The following is a 24,728-nucleotide window of genomic DNA, read 5'->3' on the forward strand; positions in this document are numbered from 1 at the left end:
GGCGGCCGCCTGGTGCTCTGGCTTTATTCGCCGCGCTACAGCCACGCGCGCGACATGCTGGCGGTCATCGGGCTGTACCTCGTCGCCCTGCTGCTCGATCTGGGCGACCGCGCCGTGTTCGCGCTCACCGGCGGTGCAGTCGGCGGCCATGCGCTGAAACACATCGTCGCCGCACTGGCGGCGTGGTGCGTCGCGCGCCACCTGCGCCGGCGGAGGCCGGCACGAGACCCGCCCTGCGCGCCGAGGCGCCATTTTGCGAAGGAGTCCCCATGAACGCGATCGACATCAATACCGAGCGTCTGCTGACCATCGTGCGCGTCCTGGCGGCGGAACTCAAACCCGGTGCGGGCAACTTCTCCGCCCTTGGCTTCGATCATCGTCTGGAACGCGACTTCGGCCTTGACAGCCTGGCGCGCGTGGAACTGCTGGCGCGCATCGATCGGGAACTGGGCGCCAAACTTGGCGAGGCAGCCTTCGCAGCCGAGACGCCGGCCGACCTGCTCAGGCTGATCGGCGACGCGACGCTGTATGTTCCGGCGACGAGCGCCGTCCCGCCGGCGTCAGCCCTTGCCGATTTCGTGCCGCCGCCGGACGATCTGGCCACTCTGACCGAGGTGCTCGACTGGCATGTGCGCCACCAGCCCGGGCGTATTCACATCCATCTGTTGGGCGAAGCGGGGCAGGACGATCCGGTGAACTACGCCCGCCTGGCCCAGGCGGCAAGAGCGGTAGCTGCCGGCCTGCTGGCGCGCGGCGCGCCGCCGGGCAGCCGCGTCGCCCTGATGCTGCCCACCGGGCTGGATTTCTTCGCCGCGTTCTATGGCGCGCTCTACGCCGGCTGCGTGCCGGTGCCGCTCTATCCGCCGGCGCGGCCGGCGCAACTGGAAGAGCACCTGCGTCGCATCGCCGGCATCCTCGCCAATGCCGGCGCGCTCTGGTTGGTCGCCGATCCCCGCGCGCGCGCCTTCGCCCAGGCGCTGTCCGGCAAGTGTCCGACGCTGGCCGGCATCGTCACCGTCGCCGAGCTGACCACTCCCCCCGTAGCGGCACCGCTGCCCGCCTTGGTCGCCGGCGACCTCGCCTTCATCCAGTACACCTCGGGCAGCACCGGCGACCCGAAGGGCGTCGCGCTCACCCACGCCAACCTGCTCGCCAACGTCAGCGCCCTGCGCCTGGCGGCGCGGGCGACGCCTGCCGACGTGTTCGTCTCCTGGCTGCCGCTGTACCACGACATGGGGCTGATCGGCGCCGGCATCGGCAGCATGGTCGTCGGATTCCCGCTGGTGCTGATGTCGCCGCTCGCCTTCCTCGCCCGCCCGGTGCGCTGGCTGGAGGCGATTTCCCGCCATCGCGGCACGCTCTCGGCGGCGCCCAACTTCGCCTACGAGATCTGCGCGAACAAGCTCACGGACGGCGAGCTCGCGGGGATCGACCTGTCCTGCTGGCGCATGGCCTGCAACGGTGCCGAGGCCGTCAGTCCGGTCACGCTGGAACGCTTCGCCGCGCGCCTGGCGCCGGTTGGGCTGCGGCGCGAGGCGCTGGCGCCCGTCTATGGCCTGGCCGAATGTTCGGTGGGGCTGGCCTTTCCGCCGCCCGGGCGCGGCCCGCGCATCGACCGGGTGGCGCGCCGGGCGCTCGCGGACGAGGGCCTGGCGCAGCCGGTCGGGGACGACCAGCCCGACGCCCAGGCCGTGCCCGGCTGCGGCCACGCCCTGCCCGGCCATGGGATACGCATCGTCGATGCGGCGGGGCGCGAACTCCCCGAGCGGCGCGTCGGCCGCATCCAGTTCCGCGGGCCGTCGGCCACCGCCGGCTATTTCGAGAATCCCGTCGCCACGGCGAAGCTGTTCGACGGCGACTGGCTCAACACCGGCGATCTGGGCTACCTCGCCGACGGCGAACTCTTCGTCACCGGCCGCGAGAAGGACATCATCATCCGCGGCGGCCACAACATCCATCCGCAGGAGCTGGAGGAGGCCGTCGGGCGCGTCAGTGGCGTGCGCGCCGGCAACGTCGTCGTGTTTCCCGCCACCGATCCGGGCGCCGGTACCGAACGGCTGGTGGTGCTGGCCGAAGCGCGGACCATGGACGCGGACGCGCAACAACGCATCCGTGCGGAGGTCGAGCGGCTCGCCGTCGATCTCACCGGCCTGCCGGCAGACGACGTCGTGCTCGCGCCGCCCGGCACGGTCCTGAAAACCTCCAGCGGCAAGCTGCGCCGCGCCGCCTGCCGGACGGCCTATGAGCGCGGCGAGCTGTTGCACCGCCCGCGCTCTCCCCGGCTGCAGGCGCTCAGGCTGCTGCTCGACGCCGCGCGCGCCCGCCTGCGCGCCGCGCTGCGGGGGGCTGCGGGCGGGCTGTGGGGCCTCTGGGCCTGGACGGTCTTCGCGCTGCTGGCGCCGCCGTTCTGGCTGCTGATCGCTCTGGCCCCGACGCTGGCCTTGCGCCGCGCGGCGGCCCGCGCCGGGGCACGCCTGGCACTGGCGGCAGGCGGCATCCTGCCGCGCGTGACGGGGCTTGAAAATCTGCCGGACGGCGGCCCCGCGGTCGTCGTGGTCAATCACGCCAGCTATCTCGACGGCATGGCGCTCACTGCCGCGCTGCCCGCCCGCTTCGCCTATGTCGCCAAGCAGGAACTGCTCGACCATCCACTGTCGGCGACGCCGCTGAAGCGTCTCGACTCGGCTTTCGTCGAACGATTCGAGACCGTCCGCGGCGTGGAAGATACCCAGTCCCTGGAGGCGCGCGTGTGCGCGGGCGATTCCCTGATCTTCTTCGCCGAGGGCACCTTCCGCGACGCGCCAGGACTCCTGCCTTTCCGCATGGGCGCCTTCCTCGCGGCCGCGCGCGCCGGGGTTCCCGTTGTGCCGGTCACCCTCAGCGGAACCCGTGCCCTGCTCCCCGGCCGGCGTCGCTGGCCGCGCCACGGCCCGCTGGCCGTGACGATCCATGCGCCGCTCGTCCCCGCCGGGACGGACTGGCACGCGGCACTCGCGCTGCGCGATGCGGCGCGGGCGGCCATCCTCGCGCAACTGGGCGAACCGGACGCCGGGTAATGATGCGCGCATCGCAAGGAAAGGAGACACGCTCGTCATGACGTTCAAACGCGCCCCGGCCGCCCTCCCGGCGATCCTGGCCGCATTGGCGGCGTGCCTCGGTCTAGCCCTCCTGAGCCTCGCTGCGACCCAAAGCGTCGCGGCCGGCTTCGACCGCGCCCTGCTGGCGTTCTTCGCCGCCCGGCGCGGCCCGCAGGCCGATGCGTTCTTCCTGGCCGTGACCTGGCTCGGTTCCAGCTTCGTGTTGATGCCGGCGGCGATCACGGTCGTCGCGGCGCTGGCCGCCCGGGGGCGTTGGGCTGCGGCCGGCCTCGCGGGCCTCACGTATTTCGGCGCTTCGCTCACCACCTGGCTGCTCAAGCTGTCCATCGGCCGCGAACGGCCGGCGCTGTTTCCATCCTTGCCGGACGTCGCTCCGACGGACTGGTCGTTTCCCAGCGGCCATGCCACCCACGCCGCCGCCTTCGCCCTGGCGGCGTGGCTACTCTTGCACGAACGCCGGTCGCGCTGGCGCTGGCCCGCCTTCGTCGCGCTCGGCGGACTGGCCCTGCTGGTCGGGGCTTCCCGCCTGCACCTGCAGGTTCACTGGCCCACCGACGTGCTCGCCGGCTTGCTGGTGGCGGGATTCTGGGCCGGGGTGGCGCTGATCGTGACGCACCGCGGCGTAGCGCCGAAGGAGGGGACATAAGAAACGAATTCCTCGGTACCGGCGAGCCGGGCTAGCGCCCGATCCGGAAGCTGCGCGTCATCGCGTCCGGGCTGCGCTACGCGGTGCTGCACGATTTCAGCGTCATTTCCAGGGGTCAGGCAAACCGAGGCGACCCTTTCAGCTCGGGCTGAGGGTCGGTTACGGTGATTCGGTGAGCATCGTACGAACCAGGGGTGACATCGACCTGGTACGTCTTCCGGCGCGGGGGAACCCAGTTGTGTGCGTCAAGTTGTGCAAAAGGGTTGATCAGGTATTCGGTTGATTCCGGGTTGCCGTGGTCGGCGCGCAGGGCGTAGCCCGGAGCGCCGACCACGGCGGCGGCCGTCAGGCGGCCAGTCTCAACTGCTCCTTCTTTTGCTCGGCCAGCAGGGCCATGTTCAGGTAACGGTTGTCTTCGAGCCACGTCTCGTGGGTTTCGACGCACAGCGCCCGAATCAGCCGCAGGCACGACTCAGTGTTCGGGAAGATCCTCACCACGCGCGTGCGCCGCTTGATCTCCTCGTTGAGGCGCTCGAGCATGTTGGTGCTCTTCAAGTGCTTGTGGTGCGCCCGGGGCAGCCGGTAGAAGCTCAAGGTCTCGCCGATGTTGCTCTCGACCCAGTCGACGAGTTTCGGGTACTTGCCCTGCCACTTGGTGATCCATGCCGCCAGGTCGCGGTTGGCTTCCTGCAAGTCGCGCCGGTCGTAGATCCAGCGCAGCTCCTGCAGACAGTCGTCGTCGGCCTTCCTGGGCAGGTAGTCGAGCGCGTTGCGCAGGAAATGCACATAGCAGCGCTGCCAGGCCGCTTCGCACAACACCTCGCTGATCGCCTTCTTCAGGCCCGCGTGGTCGTCCGAGACCACGAACTCCACGCCGGTGAGCCCACGCTCCTTGAGCCGCAGCAGGAAGTCCTTCCAGCTGCTCTGACTCTCCCGGTTGGCCGTCTCGACCGCCAGCACTTGGCGCTGCCCCTCCCAGTTGATGCCGATGGCGATCTGCACCGCCATCGAGCGGATCACCCCATCCTCGCGCACCTTCTCGTAGCGCGCATCCAGAATGACGTACGGATACGCCTCTTCCAGTTGCCGGCTGGCAAAGCGCTCGAGCGCCTCGTCCAGGCTCTTGTTGATCGCCGAGATGGCCGAGGCGGAGAAGCTGTGCCCGCACAACTCTTCGGTGATCGCCTTGACCTTGCGGGTCGAGACACCCTGCACGTACATCTCGGCTAATGCCGCCACCAGCGCCTTCTCGCTGCGCGCGTAGCGCTCGAAGAGCGCCGTCGAGAATTCGCCGCTGCGGTCGCGCGGAATCCGCAGTTCCAGCTTACCGATCCGCGTCACCAGCCCCCGGTGGTAGTAGCCCGCTCGGTAACCGCTGCGCGTCTCGCTGCGCTCGCTCGGTGCCGCACCGAGAAACTCCGTCATCTCGGCTTCGAGCACCTCCTGCAGCGCTTCCTTCATCAGCGTCTTCATCAGGTCCCGGTCGCCCGACACCCACTCTTTCGCCGACAACGACACCGTATTACTCTTGCTCGTGGTCATGGTTTGCCCTCCTCAGGGGTCAAGGTCGATCTGCACAATCAACCTCTTACCATGACCACCCCTCTCTGCAAGCCCCTCCGGGCTTTTGCACACTGTTCAGAACACTACCGAACCTTCGTCCAGGCTGGCAGAGGGAGAACTCTGGAGGCAGGAGCGGTGACTCATAAGGCGGAGTGCGTGCCAGCCTGCGGTCGCAGGCTGGCTGACGGCAAGATTGGCGCCATCGAACAGTTCGGATCCGCTTTCACGCCGAATTGCCCAATCTGCGCTCGAGCCGTGTCAATGACCTCGGATCTGCGACGACTCTGCAGTTAGAGGCCGCGCCGGCACATCAAGCGCTGCACTTGGTTCGCCTTCAGCCCGTTGGCCGGCAAGGCGTGTCTCCGCCGCCTGACTCCCCGGCGGCGGGGGCATCATTGCCGGTGGGCACCGCTGCAATTGCGGAAGGTTCGAGCGATCAGCGCACGGTGAAACGCACGGTAATGGCCTTCTGGTCGGCGGTGTTGATAGCGGCCACCACCTTTGCGCCCTTGGCGAGCTTGACGCCCTTGGCTTCGAGCTTGTCGCCGCTCACGACCAGCGGGGCTTCCGATTTCTCGGTGCCGTTGAGCACGGTCAGCTTGCCGCTCATGCCGGTCGGGACCATGGGCTTGCCGTGATCCTCGACATACAGCATCGCAGCCCCCTCGCCGGCAACGAGTTCGAAGGACAGGTCGCTTGCGGTCTGCACGATTCCGCCGTGCTTGGGGGCGGCGCCGCCATGCGCGAGGGCCGGGGTGGATGCAAGGGTGGAGCAGGCCAGGACGGCAGCCGCGAGGAACTTGGTGATCATGGGTGATATCTCCTTGGGAACGCGGTGCGCTTCGAGCAGGCGGCACCGCGAGTGCCTGGTTCCGTGACGAGCGCGCGCTCAGAAAGCCTCGCGTGGGTCGGCCACTGCCGGCGTGTGCGCATCCTCGCCGAGCAGCCGCTCGGTCGGCTTGCGACCGAACATCCAGTACATGACCGGGGTGAGCAGGGTGTCCAGCAGCGTCGAGCTGACCAGGCCACCGAAGATCACCACCGCGACCGGGTGCAGGATCTCCTTGCCCGGGGCATCGGCGGCCAATAGCAGCGGCGTCAGCGCGAAGGCTGTAACCAGGGCCGTCATCAGCACCGGCGTCAGTCGCTCCAGCGACCCGCGCACGATCATGGCCTGGCTGAAAGTCTCGCCCTCGAACTTGCACAGGTTGATGTAGTGGCTGATCTTGAGGATGCCGTTACGCGTGGAGATACCCGCCAGCGTGATGAAGCCCACCATCGACGCCACCGACAGTTGTACCCCGGCGATCCACATGGCCACCACCGAACCGATCAGCGCCAGCGGGATGTTGGCCATCACGATGCCGGCCAGCACCACCGACTGGTAGCGCGAGTACAGCACCAGAAAGATCATCACCAGCGACACCACCGACAGGCCCGCGATCAGGCGCGTGGCCTGCTCCTGGGCCTGGAACTGGCCTTCCAGGCTGATGAAGTAGCCGGTGGGCAGCGCCTGTCCGGCGATCACGCCGCGCACCGCAGCGATCGTCTCGCTCATGTTGCGGCCATCGGTGTTGCCATAGACGACGATGCGGCGACGGCCGTTCTCGCGTCCGACCTGGTTGGGCCCATCGGTCTCCTCGACGCTGGCGATGGCCGACACCGGCACGCGGCCGGCAGGGGTGTCGATCAGCATCCGCGCCAGATCCTGCGGGCCGCGCCGCTCATCGGGCAGACGCAGCACCAGCTCGTAGCGGCGCGGACCGTCCACGATCTGCGCGCCGTGAGCGCCATCGGTCAGCGCCTGCAGCACGCGGATCGCCTCGCCGGGCGACAGCCCGAGCTGGGCGGCCTTGCGATGGTCCAGCCGCACGGTGATCTGCGGAATCAGCACCTGCTTTTCGACCGTCAGGTCGACCAGGCCGGGCACCCCGCTCAGCCCGGATCGCATCTGTTCGGCCAGGCCGCGCAGCGTGTCGATGTCGTCGCCGAATATCTTCACGGCCACCTGGGCGCGCACGCCCGACAGCAGGTGATCGAGGCGGTGGCTGATCGGTTGGCCGATGGCCACCTGCGCCGGCAGCACCGAGAGCCGGTCCCGGATGTCGGCCATGATGGCCTCGCGGTCGCGCCCGCTGCGCTTGAGGTCCACGTCGATCTCGGCCGAGTGCACGCCTTCGGCATGCTCGTCGAGCTCGGCACGGCCGGTGCGGCGGCCGACCTGGGTCACCTCGGGAACCTGGCCGATCAGCAGTTCGGCCTCACGCCCCATCCGGTTGGCTTCGGCCAGCGAGGTGCCGGGCTGCATCACCAGGCCCAGTACCAGCGAACCCTCGTTGAAGGCCGGCAGGAAGGCGCGCGGGAAGAACGGCACCGTCGCGGCCGCGCCCGCCACCGCCAGCATCGCCACCACGATCAAGAGCTTCGCGCGCCCGAAGGACCAGTGCAGCAGCTTCGTGTCCTGACGCTTGAGCCAGGCGACCAGCGGGCTGTCGCCGTGATCGAGGCGTTTCATCGTCGGCAGCATGTAGTAGCACATCACCGGCGTGACGGTCATCGATACCAGCATCGACGCGCCGATCGACACGATGTAGGCGATGCCCAGCGGCGTGAACAGCCGTCCCTCGATGCCCGGCAGCGCGAACAGGGGCACGAAGACCAGCACGACGATCACCGTCGCATAGACGATGCCCGAGCGCACCTCGACGCTGGCGCTGCGGACGACCTCGAGAACGGGCAGCCGGTCTTGCGCGGCGCGGTTCTGCTTCAGTCGCCGCAGGATGTTCTCGACATCGACCACCGCGTCGTCGACCAGCTCACCGATCGCGATCGCCAGCCCGCCCAGCGTCATCACGTTGATCGACTGCCCTAGCCACTGGAACACCAGTGCGGTGACGGCGAGCGACAGCGGGATCGCGGTCAGCGAGATCACCGTCGTGCGCGCCGACAGCAGGAAGGCGAACAACACGATCGCCACCATGATCGCCCCGTCGCGCAGCGCCTCGGCCACGTTGCCGATCGAGGCCTGGATGAAGTCGGCCTGCCGGAAGAGCACCCTGGGCGCGGCGAGGCCTGCGGGCAGGCCGGGCCTGAGCTCGACCAGCGCCGACTCGATCTGCGTGGTGAGCGCCACCGTGTCGGCCTGCGGCTGCTTCTGCACGCTGATCACGACGGCCGGCAAACCACCGTAACCCGCGTCACCGCGCTTGAGTCCGGGCGCGAACGAGACGGCTGCCACCTGCTCGAGCAGGATGGAACGCCCATCCTTCCACGCCACCGCGATGCCGGCCAGGTCCTCGATGCGGTTGCTGCGCCCCAGGTGACGGATCAGGTACTCGCGACTGTTGAGGTCGATGAAGCCACCCCCGGCGTTCCCGGCGTAGCCCTCGAGCGCCTTCTCGAGCTGGTTGAGCGACACGTCGAACTGCGCCATGCGGGCCGTGTCGGGCGCCACGCGCAGCGTGCGCACCTCGCCCCCGATCGGGATCACCTGCGACACACCGGGAATCGACAGCAGGCGCGGGCGCAGCACGAAGTCGGCATACTCGCGCGCCGCCATCGGGCTGACCGCTGGCGTCTGGCCGTCACCAGCGCCCAGCGGCAGCGCGATCAGCATGACCTCGCCCATGATCGACGACACAGGGCCCATGACGGGCGTGATGTCGCCGGGCAACTGCTCGCGCACCAGTGCCAGCCGTTCGGCCACCAGCTGGCGGTTGCGGTAGATGTCGGTGCCCCAATCGAACTCGGCGTAGAGGATGGACAGGCCCACGCCCGAGGTGCTGCGTACGCGGGTGACGCCGGGCATGCCGTTGAGTGCGGTCTCGAGCGGGAAGGTGACCAGCTGCTCCACCTCCTCGGGCGCCATCCCGCCCGCCTCGGTCAGCACCGTGACGAGGGGTTTGTTGAGGTCGGGGAAGACGTCGACCGGCGTGCGCCAGGCGGTCATCGCGCCGTAGACCATCAGCAGCGCGGCCACGGCAAGCACGAACAGCCGGTTGTGCAGGCTGTAGCGAACGATCCAGTTGAACATGAGGGTGGACTCCCGTTCAGCGGATCTGGGCGATCAGCGGTGCGCCCTGGACGACGACGCGGTTATCCGCACCGAGGCCCTGGGTGATCACCACTGTGCTCGCATCCAGCGGCTGGTACCGGACGGGCTGCGCGATGAAGCGCTCGGCCCCCGACTTGATCCAGACGATCGGCTCGTTGGTCGCGTTGCGCACCACGGCCTGGGCCGGCAGCACGATGCCCTTGACGCGCTGGTTCGACTGCGCGATCACGGTCACCGGCTGGCCGATCGCGAGCGGGAGTGGCGCACCCGGTGCCACGTTAAAGATCAGCGGCAGCACACCGTCGCGCAGCACCTGTGCGCCGCCGACGAACTGCAAGCGCGCCTCGGGCACATCCTGCAGCGACGCCGCACCGACGCTGGCGGCTAGCGCCGAATCGGCGGTGACGGCCTCGACCAGCATGCGTGACGGGTCGACCACATCGAACAGCACGTCGTTCGGTGCGACGACCTGGCCGGCTGTAACGTCGGCGCGAGCGATCACGCCGGAGACCGACGCGACCAGTGACTCGCGCGCCTCCAGGCTGGCGCCGATGCTGCGCTCGCGCTCGGCGAGCATGCGGGCTTCGATGCGCGCGGCGTCGATGTCCTTGCGTGGCACCGTCCCTTCGAGGCTGTCGAGGCGCTGGGCGCGCTGCTCGGCGATCTGGCGCTGCGCGCGCAGTTCGGCCAACTGGGCCTTCTGGCCCGCCTGAGCATAGGGGTCAGCGTGATGGCGGACATGGGCCAGCAACTCGCCCTGCGTCACCCGCTGCCCGACGAGCGGCAGCCCCCTGGGGCCGGGCTCAATGCGGCCTCCATGCACGGTCTGCACACGGCCGCTGGCGTTGGGATCAGCGATCACCCATCCAGGCAGCTCGACCGTGGCTGCAGCCTCGGACTCCGCTGCCAGCAGCGTGCGGATCGCCATGCGGCGTTGCGCGGCTTTCGGCACATTGACGCTTCCGTCGGGCCAGCGTGCCAGCCCGGACGGGCTGACCGCGGTAGCGGGCGCGTCCAGGTGTTCGCCGTTGGGTCCATGCGCGCCCGGCGCCGCGTGGACGGTCGGCGTAAGCAGGATCCAGACCGGCAAGGCAGCCACCGCGAGCCAGGCGGCTCGCAGCCGGTAATAGGGGGCGATGGCGCTCATCACTTCACCTCCGTGGCGAGGCTCGTGGTCCGCCGGCACCGCCAGGCTGCAGCCGCAAGCGCCCCCAGCACGAGAACGCCACCGCCGATCAGGGCTGCGCGCTCGAGCTCATGATCGTGCGCATGGCCGTGGTCGTCGACGTCCTGGCGGCCTCCCGCACGGGCAGCGCCAGAGAGCGGCCCGGTGACCAGCGTGCCGTCCAGCAGATCGGCATCATTGTCGGTGGCCAGCGTGAAGACGAGGGCATGCTCGCCCGGTGAGGCGAGCGCCTCGAGCAGTGACGCATCGGTCGCAGTGTAGTCGCCACTGTCCGGGCGGAAGGCTGCCAATGCCTTGTGTGGGCCGGACTCGACCTCAAGTCGCGCACCGAGCACAGGCTCGTTGGTTTCGTAGCGATCGACCAGGATGACGAGTTGGCCAGCCTCGAGACTGGCGACCAGCTCATAGCTGTCCGACTTTGCCTCGAGACGTGGCACGGCCACGCTGCCAGTAACGACTGGCTGTTGGTCGAGATGTTCGCCGTTGGGACCGTGCGCCCCGGGGGCTGCCTGGCTGGTCATGGGCAACACGGCCGCCAGGGTCAGCACGGCCAGCAGCCGGCGGCGCAGGTTGAGGATGGATGGGTTCATGGGAGCAATCCTAGAGCTTGTTGGAGACGGGCGCGGGCCAGGCCCAGCGCGGCGGTATGGCGGGCGAGCGCAGCATCGGCCTCGGCAGCGGCGGCCAGCGCACGCAGCAGGTCCGGCAGCGGCGTTTCGCCGACATCGAAGGATTTGCCGATCAACTCGGCACGTTCGCGCAACAGACGGGCACGGGCGGTCCCGGCCTCGCGCTGTACCTCTGCGGTGCGGACGGCCTCGCGCGCCAGGGCCACGTCGCTTTCCAGGCGCTCGCGCAGCCGCTGCAAGCGCGTTTGTGCGACATCCAACTCGGCCAGTGCAGCAGATTCGAGCGGTCGATTACGTGCGTCGCCGCCAAAGGGCAGGCGCAGGCCGACCACGACGCTGCCTTCGGAAGCCGCACCGGGCCCGCCGTGGTCCTGGCGGACGCCGACCGTCAGCTCCGGCGCGTCGCGGCGCGAGTGGCGCATCAGTTCGACCCGCCGTAGCGCCAGCTCGGTGACCTGAGTCGCAGACTGGAGTTCCGGGTGCGAAGACAGCACAGGTTCGGCCGTCGGCGCGGGCACGGCATCGGCGACAAGGTCCGGCGCCGCCGTGAGGCCGGTCAGCTGCATCCAGCGTGCGCGAGCAAGCTCCAGGCGCTGCCGCGCATCGCTCAGGGCGGTCCCGGCCGCCAGGTGCTCGGCCTGTGCGGCCAGCGCATCGGCGCGGGCCAGTTCGCCGGCGCGCACCCGGCGCCCGACGTCGTCCGCGAGCCGCTGCAGGGACTGGACCTGGCCCTCAGCCTGCGCGACCTCGGCCGCCAGGCTGCTCCATGCCCAAGCCTGCTCGCGCAACTCGCCAGCCAGTTGCAGTCGCGCCGCCTGCTCGGCTGATGCCGCCTGCGCCGAGGCCGCAGCGGTCACGCCCTGGTGCGCATCACGCTGGCCGGGGAGCCACAGTGGCAAGGTGACGCCCAGTTCGGTCTCGCGGACGCCATCATTGCTTTGCAGGCGATCGTCGCGATGGCTCAAGGTGAGCGACGGAGGGGCTGCCCACATGGACTGGGATGCGAGGCGCTCGGCGTCGGTGCGACGCAGCTGACCCTCGGCTTCCCGGGCCACGACGGCGCGCTGCCAGGCCGCATCCAGTGCGACACGCAGCGGCACGCGCTCGGCCGCGAAGGAAGGTTCGGGGGATGTGACCGCCAAGGGGCGGTCGTGCACGGAAGATCTCGGCTGGGCCCAGCACGGCCCACCGACCATGCCGCCGGCGATGACGCAGGCAGATAGCCAAAAAGATGGTCTCACGATGATCCTGAAAGTTGCGTAGGAGTCAGCCAAGCACGCGAACGCTCCCGCAGCGATGGAGAGCGGGACGGAGCGAGCTGGCTGGTTCAGGGGGTAGGGTCCGTGGGCGGACACCTGCCACGCAGGGTTTCAGGAGCGCAGACGAGGCGGCCTGAGCAGGCCGCCCAGGAAGGGGTCGGGAACGGCTGCATCGTGCCAGGCGAGCGGCAGGACCGTGCCTGCCGGCGGGAACGCGTGCGAGATCGAATTCGGCAACTCGAGGTGACCGCCAACGTGGTCGCCGGCGACGTGCTGCAAGGACTCCTCCGACTGATCCAGGTGGAACGAGCCGTCGTGGTGGTGATGGTGACCTGTCGCCTGCCAGTGCAGCGAGCTGTGCTCGGGATCCGACGGCGAACTATCGCCCGAGTCAACGCGCGCCATCGCCATCGACTGGCAAAGCAGGGAAATCAGCGTGACGAAGAGGACAAGAAGCCGGCGCATGGTCGCGCATCCTAACACGGTCAATTTCTGACGCGCACTCACTTCTCGGCACTCGCAGGGGGCGTGTGACGATCCAAAGCGCGCCCGGGCTTTTGCATATCTCTCGGAACAGTACCTACAATCGTGAAACCAAAGCACTTTTGCGTTCGTCCCCTGAAAACCCGCGCGCGCTGAAGGCACCTTCGGAAAAGGAGCGAAATCTGGGGGCAACTGTGAAGCCGAAGCAGCACAACAGCCGCGGCCAGAAAGCGCTGCTCGACCAAGGCGCGCTGCCAGCAGACTGGAAACCCGCCAAGCGCCGGCAGAAGGAATTGACACGACCTGGGCCAAGAAGCACGGGAAGAGCTACTTCGGCTACAAGCTCTCGATCAACGTCGACAGGCGGCACAAGTTCATCCGCGAGATCGTGACCGACACGGCCCGCATGCACGACAGCCAGCACTTCGACAAGGTCTTCGACACGGTCAATGCGAGCCGGGATGTCTATGCCGACCGGGGCTATCCGTCCGAGGGGCGTGAAGCCTGGCTGAAAGAGAATGGCTTTTGCAACCAGATTTGGAGGAAGGGCACGCGCAACAAGCCCCTGTCCGACTGCCAGCAGCGGCGCAACGGGCGCATCGCCAGGACGCGCGCCCGAGTCGGGCACCCATTTGCGACCATCGCACAGATGGGTGTCAAGCTGATCCGCACCATTAGCCAGGCACGCGCGAACTTTGCGATGACGACGATAGCCGCCTGCAACAACCTCAAGCGGCTGGTCTATTTCCAGGAGGCCGGCATCAAGGCTTCGTGACGCCCGAAATGGACCGAATCGCCGCTGCCCGGGGCGATTCGAGGCAGAAACAGGGCAACACCGCCGGTAACGACGGTGACTTGCCGAAGAAATTGACCAGAGTTCGGTCGCGATCATCTGTATTCGGCGGGATTCACTGAAAGCCCCGGGTTATTCGAGGCGCCCTCCCATCGCTCTCGCTGCACGCCGTCGCGCCGAACATCGGCACTGCGCCCCGCCCCGTCGCGAATGAACTCACCGGGAACGAAATCGCACATTCTGGCGCCGCGCCCATTGGTCTCTTGTGCCATCGAAATCTGCGGCAGCGCATGCACGCGGCAACGGCCGCAGCGCAGAAAAGGGAAGCCCCCAGAGTGGGGGCTGGAAAGATGCGATGGTCAGTTGCCGTTCGGCGCAGGGGCCGTGGCCTGCAAAGACAGGGGTGTCGCGGTGGCGGACACTTCGAGGTCGTCTGCGCTGTGCGGGATGCGTGCGAAGACGCCTTCGATGGATGTGATCTCCATGGAAAAGAATGACGGGCTTCCGTCGCGAGGACGGGAGGCCGCATCTCGGTCAGTGCTGGACACGCTTGCGATCTGACAGGCATTGCACGCGAATGCGCCGCCAGCTCCCGTCGTCGATCAGCCGTTCCAGCGTCTCGCCGAGGGCGTCGAAGAACACTTCATCGACCCGGTCGACCAACTCACCATCGCGGTGCAACTCCACCGCGTACACATCGAGCCCGCGCTCGTACAGCACGGTGACGCGTCCCTGGAATTTCTCGGTGGCCACCGTGAAACTGATGGCCGGTGGCGTCGCGATGATGTCCTTGGGCAGCGGATCGACCCAGGTGAAGTCCCGTGCGCCGGCATCCACCAGCAGGTGGGTGATGCGCCGGAAGCCGTCGGGCGCGGGCAGCTGTTCCATCTGCTGGATCAGCTCCCGTAGCTCGGGGCAGCGGGGATCGGGGATCGGCAACTTCGCCGGTGCGGAACCGAGCACGAACCGCTGCACCGTGTACGGCTTGCCGTCGGCGGTGAATGCGGTGTCTTCCTCGGGCGTGTCGGCACGCAGGCCGTCGAAGCGGCGTCTGGCGTAGGGTTCGACCTGTACCTTGGCGCCCTCGTCGGGCACTTCGGTCACGAGCGTCCGGTCGAGCACGGCGAACTCGGCGCGCCCCGTCTTGACGACGATGGCCTCGTCGGTGGTGGCGATGACCTTGCCCTCGAAAGGCTTCGGGTCGATGTGAAAGCCCAGCGTCGAAACCTTGGGCTGGCCGTCGAAGATGTTGAACTTGAACGAACGGACGTTGGAAGGCACATGACCGACGACGAGCGTCGGCATCTGTGCGCGGATGGCTTGGGTATCCATGGGGAGACTCCTTGTGGCAACCAAGGGACTCCCGCCCACAAGGGAGGTATGTCCCTTGAGGGTGAGGTGGATGGACTCGGCATGCGTCCGGCGAAAGAAACGACCAGCACGGCGAACCGTGCCGCAGTCTCGAAGGTCTCGACTGCCTGGGCATGCTGCCGGCAACGCCAGCGAACATGCGGCCAGCGTGCGGCACATGGCGGCGGCCGTCCGCCTGAAATCGGCAACGCGCCGGCACCGCGTTCCGCGGAAAAGAAGAGCCCCGCACGGGGCTCAAGAGGGGGTTACTCGTCGTCGTAGAGCGTCAGTCCGTCCAGCACGGGCGCGTCGGCATCGAACACCAACATGCGAACGTCGGCGAGCGCAGCCAGGTGCAACACTTCCACGAGGGACTCCGGCATGCCCTTGGCCCGGTGCTCCTGCCGCAGTTCTTCGGCGGTGATGCCCTCGACATGCTGCAGGTTCGCATCCGTCCAGGGGGTGGCGATCAGCTTCACGCCGACCGCCGGGCTGTAGGGAATGCGGAAGGCGACGAACAGAAAGCCGCTCGGCGTGGCGATGTCCGCCAGTTCGGCGAGGAAGCGGCCGGCCTCCTCGGTGATGTGCGCCGAACTGATTTCCCAGGCACGGCTGTAGAAGCCGGTCTCGAAGCGCAGGCGCCGCACCACCTCGCGTGCGGCTTCCTCGGAGTAGGTATCGCCGACGTGCAGCGGTTGGCCGGCTTCTTCGGCCATGACGGCGTAGACGAGGTGTCGGGCGATGCCGTGGCTGGGGCACTGCGCGTCCAGCTCGGGCGGCACGTTCTGGCCCTCGGTGATCAGCGCGAAGTCGTCGCAGAAGACGCAGGCATGGCGCTCGACCTGGCTGTCCGGCAGGTGCGACTGCGAGACGTGCAGCGGCAGATAGCTCAGCGGGCAGTCGTCGTCGTAGGAAATCGCCAGCAGTCGCTGCACGAACAGGCCATCGTAGCCGCGGACGAAGGGATTGTTGGAATGGGACATGGGATTCCTCCAGCAGAGGATGGCCGAGGCAATCCCCTGCCGGGGATTGAACCCCAGCGAGTGGATGAAGTGGCAGCCGGTCAACCGGCCGCGGCGTCGGACCGCCCTGGTGGCGGGCGGTGCAGGTCAGTGGAAGATGCTGATTCGGGACATGGCCGCTCCTGCGAAAAGAAGGAGGGACATGGCCCCGAACGGGGACGCATGTCTCTCGTGGGGTGGGATGAAAGGACGGTGGGTTGCCAGGCGCGGCTCACCAGCCGTTGTAGTGCAGCGTGAGGTCGGCGATGACCTGGCGCCGTTCCAGATCGAGACCGCCCAAGTCGGACAGCCCCTCGAAGCCGCAACGCTTGAGCATCGCGCCGCCCTCGCGGGCGTTGTAGAAGCTCACCATCGCGGACAGGAACATGCGTTGACCGCTGCTCAGTACGCCCAGGGCGTCGTTGAGCATCAGCATGTTGGGCCGCAGGTCCCACTTGGTGGTGGCACGCTGCAGACCTTCGCGTGTGCCGTCGCCGAACCACTCGTAGCCGGCGATCTGCGCGCCGCGCTTCCAGGCCTCGAAGAAGGCCTGCGGTGCAGCGTCGAAGTGCGCCTGTTCCAGTTCCATCTGATCGAGCACGTCTTCGGGCAAAGACAGATTCATGAGAGGACTCCTTGAAGGGTGGGAAATCAGGGGTGAGCGCGCTGCGTCCAGGCATGGGTATCCAGGGCGCGCCGTGCTGCGAGGTGGGTCGGGAAATACTCGACGGACTCCCGCGATACCGGGCCTTCGTCGTCTTGCGTGCCGATGTAGTGGCCGGCCGCGCTGCGCAGCACCTGTAGCGGCAGACGCTTGCCGGTCCAGGCCAGCGCCAGCGCACCACTGCGTACTGCGGTTGCAGAGGAAGATGCGGAAGGTTCAGACATGCCGTGCTCCTTGGTGGGTCGGGGAGCACGCGTCCCGCAGGGGATGGGGTTCCCCTCGGGTGGCTGAGAAAAGTGCATCGTCGCCAGGCCGGCGAGCGTCCGCGGTGGGCGATGCGAAGCGGACTGGATCGGTCAACGCGGCGAACCGCGTTGCAGTCTTGAAGACCGGGACTGCCAGGGCATGCCGCTGACGACTGTCAGCAACGCATGGCGTGAGGATGGGCGCGAAGCATGGCTGCCGTCGCAGGGAAAACCGAATCGCGGACGGCCCGCTTTAGGGCAATGGCCGGCGTTACGGGACAAGGCAAAGACCAGGGCGCCGAAGGCCACGCGGGCCTTCGGCTGGAGGAAGGAAAACCACCTGTGGGCTACGTCAGCGCGGGCCGTCGTCAAAGCCGTTCGCTGCGTCAGCAATCGCACCCGGCCCGTTTCGTGGCTGGGGCCGGAAACCTCTGGCGTGTATCCACACACAAAGGGAGCCCGATGTTTCGCCGGCGGGCACCGGCACTGAGTACCGTCGACCCCAAGGGGCCTCCTGACGACTCGCGCGACAGCAAGGCGTCAGGAGGCCCCTCGTGATGGACGGAAAGGACACCGATCAGTGGAATGGCGGCAAGCTCGACTCGTGGAGCAATGACCTTCTCGCCCCGTCGCCCTGGGGTGGGGAGACAGGGCGCGCACACCGTTGCAGAAGGAGACGCGCGCTGGGGAGTCCCGCCCACGCGGGACGTTTGCCCCGCCGCCAGGAAAGCGGCCGGCGTGGCAGAGGGATGCGTAGGCGTCAGGACGCCTTGGGTACTGCGCGCCGCTTGCGTGGCGCTCCGCGCTTGCTTGCCGAGGACTCGACCGGCAGCGTGCCCTTGCAGTCCGGGTAGCGGCTGCATGACCAGAACGCGCCGCTCTTGCCGGTACGCTGGCGCATCGGCGCGCCGCACTGCGGGCAGGGCGGCGACGGCGGCAGCGCGATGGAAAGCGTCGCGCCCCGATGCTGCTGCACGAGCTGGGCCACCCACGCGGATTGCTTGGCGATGAAGGTGTCCAGCGTCATCTGGCCGGCCTCGATCATGTCGAGCGCCTGCTCCCAGATGGCGGTCATGCCGGGATCGGCGATGGCCGCCGGCACGGCGTCGATGAGCGTGAAGGCCGCATCCGACGCGCGGATGGCGCGGCCCTTCTTCAGCAGGTAGCCGCGATCGAGCAGGCCCTTGATCGTGCTGGCGCGCGTGGCCTCGGTGCCGATGCCCGTCGTCTCCTTCAGCTTCTGCTTCAGACGCGGGTCGTCCACCAGCTTGGCCACGCCCTTCATCGCCTTGACCAGTTCGCCCTGGGTGTAGGGCTTCGGCGGCAGCGTTTTCAAGGCCTTCAGCTCGACCTGCTCGACCCCGCAGCGCGATCCGCTCGCCAGCGGCGGCAGCACCTGGCTGCGCTGCGCTTCCTCGCCATCGGCAGCGTCCGGCTCCGGTGTCCCCAGTACCTGGCGCCAGCCGGTCACGGCGATCTGCTTGCCCACCGCCACCAGCGACTGCCCGCCGGAAGCGAGCTGCGCCACCGTGCGGTCGAACTCATGGTACGGGAGGAACTGCGCGAGGTAATGGGCGCGGATCAGCCGGTAGACGGCCAGCTCCTTGTCGCTCATGGCCGACAGGTTGGCGGGTTCCAGCGTCGGGATGATGCCGTGGTGCGCCGTCACCTTGCCGTCGTTCCAGGCGCGCGAACGCTGGTTGCGGTCGAGGCGGTCGATCAAGGGCCGCAGGCTGGGATCGGTGGCGAGCAGTGCATCGAGCACCGCCGGCACTTCGGCGAGCATGCTTTCGGGCAGATAGCCCGAGTCGCTGCGCGGATAGGTCGTCGCCTTGTGCGTCTCGTACAGCGCCTGCGCGATGTCCAGCGTCTCCTGCACATCGAGGCCGAGCTGACGCGAACACACTTCCTGCAAGGTGCCCAGGTCGAACGGCAGCGGCGGTGCCTCGCGCACGCGCTCGGTGTCCACCGACACGACCTGCGCATCGCGTGCCGCGCGAATGCGATCCGCAGCCTGCTGCGCCACCGGCTGCTGAAGGCAGCGACCCGCTGCATCCGTGCTGCCTTCGGGCGGCATCCAGTTCGCGATGAAGGACTGGCCGGCATGGGATAGCAGCACGTCCGCGGCCCAATACGGCACGGAGACGAAGCTCGCGATCTCGCGATCGCGGTCCACGACCAACTTCAGCGTCGGCGTCTGCACGCGCCCCACCGACAGCACGCCGGTATAGCCGGCCTGGCGCCCCAGCAGTGTGAACAAGCGGCTCAGGTTCATCCCGATCAGCCAGTCGGCGCGCGATCGGGCGAGTGCGGAGAAATACAGCGGCAGCGTCTCGGCGGACGGCTTGAGCGCACCCAGTGCCTTGCGGATCGACGCATCGTTGAGCGCCGACAGCCACAGGCGCTGAATCGGCCCGCGGTAGCCGCACAGGTCGATGATCTCGCGGGCGATCATCTCGCCCTCGCGGTCGGCGTCGGTCGCAATCACCAGCTCGCCCGCCTTGGCGACGAGCTGCTGCACGACCTTGAATTGCGCTGCGGTCGCCGCCTTGGGCTCGACACGCCAACGCTCGGGAAGAATGGGCAGTTGCTCGATGGCCCAGCGCTTGTATTGCTCGCCGTAGCCTTCGGGCGGAACCGCCTCCACCAGATGACCGATGCACCAGGTCACGACGACACCTGCGCCGCTGTAGCAGCCGTTGCCGCGTTGGCCGGCGCCCAGCACACGGGCGATGTCCTTGCCCTGGGACGGCTTCTCGCACAGGAACACGCGCATGAAGCCTCCTTGGAAATGTGCGGTTCATCGGATGGGCGTCAGCTTGGCGGGGCCAGGGGATGCCGGCAGCAAGGAAGCCGATTGGTGCAGACACCGCTTTGTGATCGGCTGGCGGTCCGTTGCCGCAGCGGTGCGCATGGACCGCGGGAGCTGGCACAGCAAGAGCGTCGTTTCGGGAGGGCGGCTGGAACTCCGTGGACGACCTTGGAGCTATCCCCTGGGGATAGCTCGCTGGTGCATCGCGGGCGTATGACGGTTGCTACAGCCGCCCTCGGGGGAACGGCGATGGGCGAATTACTGTCCGCCGGCCGGCTTGGTGCTGAGCGCCACCGACTCGATGCGGTACGGCAGGATGCCCACGCGCCGCGCCTCGACCTTGAACGTGACGCGCTCGTTCTCGTCGGCGTCCTCCCATTCGTCGCGCACGGTGCGGCCCTCGACCAGCACCCGCATACCTTTCTGGTACAGCGTCTTCCAGTGCTCGGCGTCGCGGTGCCACAGCTCCACGGGCGCCCAGAAGCCGCCGCGATCTTCGTACTCGCCGTCCTTCTTCGGGATCGGGTTGTCGAAGTAGACGTTCAGGCGAAGCAGCCGGCGCGGCTCGTCGTTGCCGTTCGGAAACTCGCGGTAGTCCGGCGCAGAACCGATGTTGCCCTCGCCGACGAAGTGCGTGCTCATGGTGACTCCTTGGTGGTGGGTGGAACGGCCGCGGTATGCCCGTGGACACGCCGCAGGTAAGCCGCTTCGGCCTGGGCGGCCTTGCTGGCGCATTCCAGGGCTTGGCGAGCGATGCTGTGGGTCAGGCTGATCTGCATGTTCAGCACGATGCGCTGCAGTTCGATCGCGTACAGCTCGTCGATCAGCGAGGCCGGCGTCGCGGGGTTGGCCAGCAGGGCCTCCCACAACGCCACGCCCATGGAGGAACGGTCGAGGTTGCGCCAGCGCAGGAAGGTCGTCCCTGCGCCAGTGGCCTGCTGGGCCAGTTGCACGTCGAGCAGGCTGAAGGGGTAGGCGCGTGCCTGGGGCAGCACACGCCGCTGCGCCAGGCCAATCACGTCGTCGCGCAGCGCTGCGCACTGGCTGGCCCAGGTCTCCAGACTCCCCTTACCCTTAAAAGGCTGTAAAAGGCCTTTTAGGTAGCCTGCGTGTTCCAGCCGCTGGAAGTCCGCCTGTTCCAGCGTCACGAAGCGCGTGGAGTGACTGATGGGGGGCGATGCCGTCATGCGTCAGCACCCTCATTACCCGTCGCTGGATTGGCTGCGCCATCCGTGTGAGCCGGCGCATCGGGCTCAATGGCGGGCGCAGCAGGCGGCGTGCCGGGCTTGGTCGTCCGCCGCGCGATCGGTGGCGCGAAGCGCGAGCGGCGCGTGCCTTCCAGCACGTCTTGCGGCAGCTCGCCGAACTTCTCCAGCGCCGCTCGCGCCGCGGCGTTCTTCGCCGCGAAGTCGTCGCGCGTCGTGCCCGAGTAGCGGTACTGCTGGGCGAGCGAGAACAGGCTGCGCAGCGCGTGCGCGCCATCATTGAGCCAGCGCTCCAAGGTGCTGCGGTCGATCAGCGCCGTGTGGTGCGCCAGGATGAGTTTGCGCGCCAGGTCGTCGTAGTCGGCCAGCAGGTACACCGCCATGAAGCCGAGCTGTGCATTCACGAACAGCGGCAGCTTCACCGGCTGCACATTCATGTTCTCGCCCAGCGACAGCGCCGGTGGCACGTCGGCCAGGGCCTGGTCGACCTGTTCGCGCAGGGTCTGCAGGCGGGTCTTGGTGTCGGCGAGCTTGTCCTCGATCCGCAACATCCACCAATCCGAGTACGGGTCGTCCTGCTCGGCGCCGCGCTTCATCTTGTTCATGGCGCCGATGAAGCCGTTGAGACCGATGATGCCGGGGCGCCCCTCGGTCGGCGCGCGGCCGTGCCAGATGCGCGAAGCGTGGTGCGTGTGCAGCGTCAGCGACATCGCGCTGCGCAGCGATCCGAGATTCAGTTGCAGGGGTTCTGTGCGTTCGTTGGCCATTGGAGCGACTCGCGGTGAAGGGGCGAGTCGCCAGCATCGGCATCGGCCGGAAGGCTGTCAGTCAACAAACCGCAGCCCATGCGCGCCCGGTTTGTTCCGCACGGAAGGCTGTGTGTGCCGGCTATCCCCTGGGGATAGCTCGGCGGCAGGCCGAAGGGTGGAGTGCGAATCCGCGCCGTGGAGTCAGCGCCTCCAACTGGATTGGTCGCGGGGCAGTCGCCCGTCGGGATCATTGACCTCGACCGAATTGCCATCCCTGAGCCTATCCACGAACACCATGACATTGGTGCCGCCGTCGTTCGCCTGGCTGGGGAACAGGATGCCGGTGTGGCCCTGGGCCAGCACCATGTCTCCCAGCACCCAGGTGGGCGGCTCGATGTGAAGGTCGAATTTCAGGTGACGCCAGTCCTCGCGCTAGTCGTGCCACAGCTCGTCCCAGGGCTCGCCGCGGTGGAGCTGCCGCAGATCGACCAGTCCGCGCAAGTTCGCGGTGTACGAGCACATCGTGCAGGGCGGCAGGAAGGGCGAGGTCTGCTGGTACTCGCGTAACGCGGTCACTTCCTCCAGCGACAGATACAGCGCCTCGACGCCCTCCCGGTTGAAGCGACCGCCCTTGGCCGCCGCACCGGCGCCGCTGGTGGGCCGGCTGGCCCACTGCGGCGTGTGCGCACGAAACAGCGTGGTGCCGGGCGGCAGGTCGAGGAGGATCATCCGGTGAACCCTGCACTGATCGACTCCAGGTAGTCGATCGCATCGTCGGTGCGTCCTTCCTGCACCAACTGCAGCAGGGTCTTGTGGTGGAACGTCGGAATGGGTTCGTTCTTGACCATGAAGAACGCACGCGCGGTATCCGGCTGCACCGCCGTGGCGGCCGACAGCACCCGCATCAGGTCACGCAGCGCGGCCTGGAGTCGCGGTGACTCGGGGTGGGTGCGCAGGGTGTTGCGGTGCACCCCAGCCAGCGTGGCCAGATCCTGGTACTGCAGGCCCAGGGCATCGGCGACGTTCGTGGCGGAAAAGCGGGACGTGCCGGCTTCACGCACCGATTCGAGCACATCCGCGAAAGCGGTAGAGGCCATGACGTTGCTCCCAAAGGCAAGGAATCACGAGCACATTATACGCACAGTTTGAGCACAGTTCCAAGCGGTCTGCTCCCCCAGCCGGAAGGCGACCTGTTCCGTCTATCCCCTGGGGATAGCTCAGGCGTCGCGCAAGGCTGAGCGCAGCCGTGCGAGGTAGGCGCGCGCCACCTCGGGGTCGGCCGGACGGGAACCCGAAGGCGACGACGATGGCGCCGGCCCCGCGGCTCGCGGCGCGGGCGGCGCTGCTGCGTCGGTCCCCGCCCACGCCTTGAACTCCCCTCGCAGCGCCTTCTGGATGATGCCGAACAGGTAGCCCGCGGGATTGCGCACCGTGCTGCCGCCACAGCGCGCCGCCCACTCGTCGAGCACCGCCTGGCGCTGGGTTTCGTCCACCTGCTGCAGGGCCACCAGTGCGCCGGCCTGCTGCTCGCCCTTCAGGCGCAGGAAGCGCTCGGGCAGCCGGAGGTTCTGCATTGCCCTCACACGCGGTACGGTACGTACTTCATTCATACGATCAATACGTACTGTACGGTCCTCCTTCGGAATCCGAAGTGAGCCGTCCGATGCGGGTTTCGGCCCTGCTTCGGATTCCAAAGACGGGCGCGCGCCATTCCGAAGCAGGGCTGCCTGGCCTTCTTCGGATTCGTGGTCCGCCCCCTCCTGTGGATAACCTGGGGTCGTCCAGCCATGCCGCGCCATGCGCTGTGCCAGTACCTGCAGGCGGGTCGGCAACATACGGCCGCAGAGCAGCGGGTCCTCGGCAATCTCCTTGAGTGTGTTCATGCCCACGATCTGTACCGCCTTGGCGGCATGGGTCAGCGCCTGACTCACCAGGCCGAGGTAGTCGGCATCGAGTTGCATCGCCTCGAAGGGCGACAGCGGTTCGTCGTGCAGCACGTAGAGATTGCCCTGGATGCGGCCGGTCCTCGGATCGCGTCGCCGCCGTACCAGGCTGAGCCAACGCGTCAGCCGCAGCAGCGTCAGGGCGCGCGCCACGGTCTCGTGCGAGGCCTGCGCCGCGCAGGGCATGGACGCCAGATAGGGGCAGAGCTGATCGTAGGTTGGAAAGGCGGTCACGCCATCGTCGTTGAGCTGAAGGAGGAACACCTGCCAGGCATTGCGCTCCAGCGGTGTCAGGCGACGGTCGAGGAACAGCGCGCGCGGAACGCTCTCGTGCCGGTGGCCGCTGTACAGAAAACCATCTTGGCGCGGCGCCGCGCCCTGCCCCGTTTCCTTGGGCTCAAGGTGCCGTAGCGCTTCGTCGAACAAGGCCGACAGCGCAACGGGGCCTTCGCGCCGTGGTACGTCGCCCTTGGTCATGGCCTACACCAGTCCCTGGTCGATCCAGTTTCGTATCGCCGCCCACACCACCGACATCGGCAGGCTGAGCGCCTCGGCCAGGTCCATGGTCAGCGCCAGCATCGCCATATCGTCGGTCAGGGCGACATGGCGCTCGGCGACGCCGACCTTCCAGCGCTCCCACAGGGCCACGTCCTGCGCCTCGTCGAGTACCGGATGCCGGCCCTTGCGCTTTGGCAACCCGAGGATGTCGCGGCGCAGCGCCACTTCCTGATGCGTGAGGCCGTAGAACTTGCTGACCATCTCCGTGCTCGCCCCCAGGCGCAGCATGCGGTCCACCGTCGCGATCTCCCGCTCCACGTCATGCACCTGGCTCAGCAGCCGCTTCAACACTTCCCGGTTCACCGACACCGAACACCACGACACAGTGGCATTCACGAGCATGCTCACGAGCTCGGGGCGCTTCAGCGCATCCAGTTCCTCCTCGCCGAAGCCCATCGCCTTGCAGCGACGCAGCTGGCCGTTGTGAAGATCGTGCAGCGCCTGGGCAATGACTGCCTGATTGAGCGGATGCGGTGCCGACATGGGAGCC

The 24,728-nt window shown here is 67.9% G+C and carries 22 protein-coding genes and 2 pseudogenes; 4 read left to right on the top strand and 20 right to left on the bottom strand.

Annotated features, from left to right (window positions below; translation table 11 throughout):
* Positions 1 to 12 precede the first annotated feature (12 nt).
* From LQF09_RS19055 to LQF09_RS19065, 3 genes are read left to right on the top strand one after another with little or no spacing between them, the layout of a single operon-like run.
* Positions 13 to 273: a hypothetical protein gene (locus LQF09_RS19055; protein ID WP_270068748.1), complete on the top strand. Its 261-nt coding sequence runs from the start codon at positions 13 to 15 to the stop codon at positions 271 to 273.
* Positions 270 to 3,056, top strand: coding sequence for an AMP-binding protein (locus LQF09_RS19060; protein ID WP_270068749.1), 2,787 nt, complete (start codon positions 270 to 272; stop codon positions 3,054 to 3,056). The genes LQF09_RS19055 and LQF09_RS19060 overlap by 4 nt, the downstream gene beginning before the upstream one ends.
* 37 nt (positions 3,057 to 3,093) lie before the next feature.
* On the top strand, positions 3,094 to 3,744 hold the full coding sequence (locus LQF09_RS19065; protein WP_270068750.1) for a phosphatase PAP2 family protein: 651 nt from the start codon (positions 3,094 to 3,096) through the stop codon (positions 3,742 to 3,744).
* 345 nt (positions 3,745 to 4,089) lie between these two features.
* Here LQF09_RS19065 and LQF09_RS19070 read toward each other — a convergent pair whose 3' ends face one another.
* From LQF09_RS19070 to LQF09_RS19100, 7 genes are all read right to left on the bottom strand, one after another.
* Positions 4,090 to 5,286: an IS256 family transposase gene (locus LQF09_RS19070; protein ID WP_270068751.1), complete on the bottom strand. Its 1,197-nt coding sequence runs from the start codon at positions 5,284 to 5,286 to the stop codon at positions 4,090 to 4,092.
* 457 nt (positions 5,287 to 5,743) lie between these two features.
* Complete coding sequence (locus LQF09_RS19075) at positions 5,744 to 6,118, bottom strand: hypothetical protein (protein ID WP_270068752.1); 375 nt, start codon at positions 6,116 to 6,118, stop codon at positions 5,744 to 5,746.
* A gap of 78 nt (positions 6,119 to 6,196) precedes the next feature.
* Positions 6,197 to 9,340, bottom strand: coding sequence for an efflux RND transporter permease subunit (locus LQF09_RS19080; RefSeq protein WP_270068753.1), 3,144 nt, complete (start codon positions 9,338 to 9,340; stop codon positions 6,197 to 6,199).
* Positions 9,341 to 9,356: 16 nt separating this feature from the next.
* Positions 9,357 to 10,508: an efflux RND transporter periplasmic adaptor subunit gene (locus LQF09_RS19085; RefSeq protein ID WP_270068754.1), complete on the bottom strand. Its 1,152-nt coding sequence runs from the start codon at positions 10,506 to 10,508 to the stop codon at positions 9,357 to 9,359.
* A complete protein-coding gene (locus LQF09_RS19090; protein ID WP_270068755.1) occupies positions 10,508 to 11,137 on the bottom strand; it encodes a hypothetical protein in 630 nt (209 codons plus the stop codon). The genes LQF09_RS19085 and LQF09_RS19090 overlap by 1 nt, the downstream gene beginning before the upstream one ends.
* Positions 11,134 to 12,318, bottom strand: coding sequence for a TolC family protein (locus LQF09_RS19095; RefSeq protein WP_270068756.1), 1,185 nt, complete (start codon positions 12,316 to 12,318; stop codon positions 11,134 to 11,136). The genes LQF09_RS19090 and LQF09_RS19095 overlap by 4 nt, the downstream gene beginning before the upstream one ends.
* A 228-nt stretch (positions 12,319 to 12,546) precedes the next feature.
* Complete coding sequence (locus tag LQF09_RS19100) at positions 12,547 to 12,900, bottom strand: hypothetical protein (protein ID WP_270068757.1); 354 nt, start codon at positions 12,898 to 12,900, stop codon at positions 12,547 to 12,549.
* Positions 12,901 to 13,118: 218 nt separating this feature from the next.
* Here LQF09_RS19100 and LQF09_RS19105 point away from each other — a divergent pair.
* Positions 13,119 to 13,693, top strand: a pseudogene (locus LQF09_RS19105) (transposase); the annotation flags it as partial.
* 377 nt (positions 13,694 to 14,070) lie between these two features.
* Here the strand turns inward: LQF09_RS19105 and LQF09_RS19110 are convergent.
* The 13 genes and pseudogenes from LQF09_RS19110 to LQF09_RS19170 all read right to left on the bottom strand — a co-directional run bounded on the left by LQF09_RS19110 (position 14,071) and on the right by LQF09_RS19170 (position 24,721).
* Positions 14,071 to 14,196 (bottom strand): hypothetical protein, encoded by a 126-nt coding sequence (locus LQF09_RS19110; protein ID WP_270068758.1) that lies wholly within the window; start codon positions 14,194 to 14,196, stop codon positions 14,071 to 14,073.
* A 49-nt stretch (positions 14,197 to 14,245) separates the two neighbouring features.
* Positions 14,246 to 15,043: a GTPase gene (locus LQF09_RS19115; RefSeq protein ID WP_270068759.1), complete on the bottom strand. Its 798-nt coding sequence runs from the start codon at positions 15,041 to 15,043 to the stop codon at positions 14,246 to 14,248.
* A 284-nt stretch (positions 15,044 to 15,327) separates the two neighbouring features.
* Positions 15,328 to 16,044: a DUF5983 family protein gene (locus LQF09_RS19120; protein WP_270068760.1), complete on the bottom strand. Its 717-nt coding sequence runs from the start codon at positions 16,042 to 16,044 to the stop codon at positions 15,328 to 15,330.
* Positions 16,045 to 16,294: 250 nt separating this feature from the next.
* On the bottom strand, positions 16,295 to 16,687 hold the full coding sequence (locus tag LQF09_RS19125; protein WP_270068761.1) for a hypothetical protein: 393 nt from the start codon (positions 16,685 to 16,687) through the stop codon (positions 16,295 to 16,297).
* Between the two features lie 26 nt (positions 16,688 to 16,713).
* On the bottom strand, positions 16,714 to 16,950 hold the full coding sequence (locus LQF09_RS19130; protein ID WP_270068762.1) for a hypothetical protein: 237 nt from the start codon (positions 16,948 to 16,950) through the stop codon (positions 16,714 to 16,716).
* A 781-nt stretch (positions 16,951 to 17,731) separates the two neighbouring features.
* Positions 17,732 to 19,747: a DNA topoisomerase III gene (locus LQF09_RS19135; protein ID WP_270068763.1), complete on the bottom strand. Its 2,016-nt coding sequence runs from the start codon at positions 19,745 to 19,747 to the stop codon at positions 17,732 to 17,734.
* Positions 19,748 to 20,041: 294 nt separating this feature from the next.
* Positions 20,042 to 20,425, bottom strand: a complete 384-nt coding sequence (locus LQF09_RS19140; protein WP_003141056.1) for a single-stranded DNA-binding protein — start codon at positions 20,423 to 20,425, stop codon at positions 20,042 to 20,044.
* Positions 20,422 to 20,970: a DUF3158 family protein gene (locus LQF09_RS19145; protein ID WP_009521552.1), complete on the bottom strand. Its 549-nt coding sequence runs from the start codon at positions 20,968 to 20,970 to the stop codon at positions 20,422 to 20,424. The genes LQF09_RS19140 and LQF09_RS19145 overlap by 4 nt, the downstream gene beginning before the upstream one ends.
* Positions 20,967 to 21,755, bottom strand: a complete 789-nt coding sequence (locus LQF09_RS19150) for a PFL_4669 family integrating conjugative element protein (RefSeq protein ID WP_033980479.1) — start codon at positions 21,753 to 21,755, stop codon at positions 20,967 to 20,969. The genes LQF09_RS19145 and LQF09_RS19150 overlap by 4 nt, the downstream gene beginning before the upstream one ends.
* Positions 21,756 to 21,938: 183 nt before the next feature.
* Positions 21,939 to 22,466, bottom strand: a pseudogene (locus LQF09_RS19155) (RES family NAD+ phosphorylase).
* Complete coding sequence (locus tag LQF09_RS19160) at positions 22,463 to 22,834, bottom strand: DNA-binding protein (protein ID WP_270068764.1); 372 nt, start codon at positions 22,832 to 22,834, stop codon at positions 22,463 to 22,465. The pseudogene LQF09_RS19155 and the gene LQF09_RS19160 overlap by 4 nt, the downstream one beginning before the upstream one ends.
* A gap of 120 nt (positions 22,835 to 22,954) precedes the next feature.
* Positions 22,955 to 24,157: an STY4528 family pathogenicity island replication protein gene (locus tag LQF09_RS19165; RefSeq protein ID WP_270068765.1), complete on the bottom strand. Its 1,203-nt coding sequence runs from the start codon at positions 24,155 to 24,157 to the stop codon at positions 22,955 to 22,957.
* 3 nt (positions 24,158 to 24,160) lie between these two features.
* The gene (locus tag LQF09_RS19170; RefSeq protein ID WP_270068766.1) at positions 24,161 to 24,721 is read right to left on the bottom strand and encodes a DUF2857 domain-containing protein; all 561 of its coding nucleotides are present in this window, start codon (positions 24,719 to 24,721) and stop codon (positions 24,161 to 24,163) included.
* Between the last annotated feature and the right edge of the window lie 7 nt (positions 24,722 to 24,728).

The organism is Thauera sp. WB-2 (genome assembly GCF_027594845.1).
In the GTDB taxonomy this organism is placed as follows: domain Bacteria; phylum Pseudomonadota; class Gammaproteobacteria; order Burkholderiales; family Rhodocyclaceae; genus Thauera; species Thauera mechernichensis.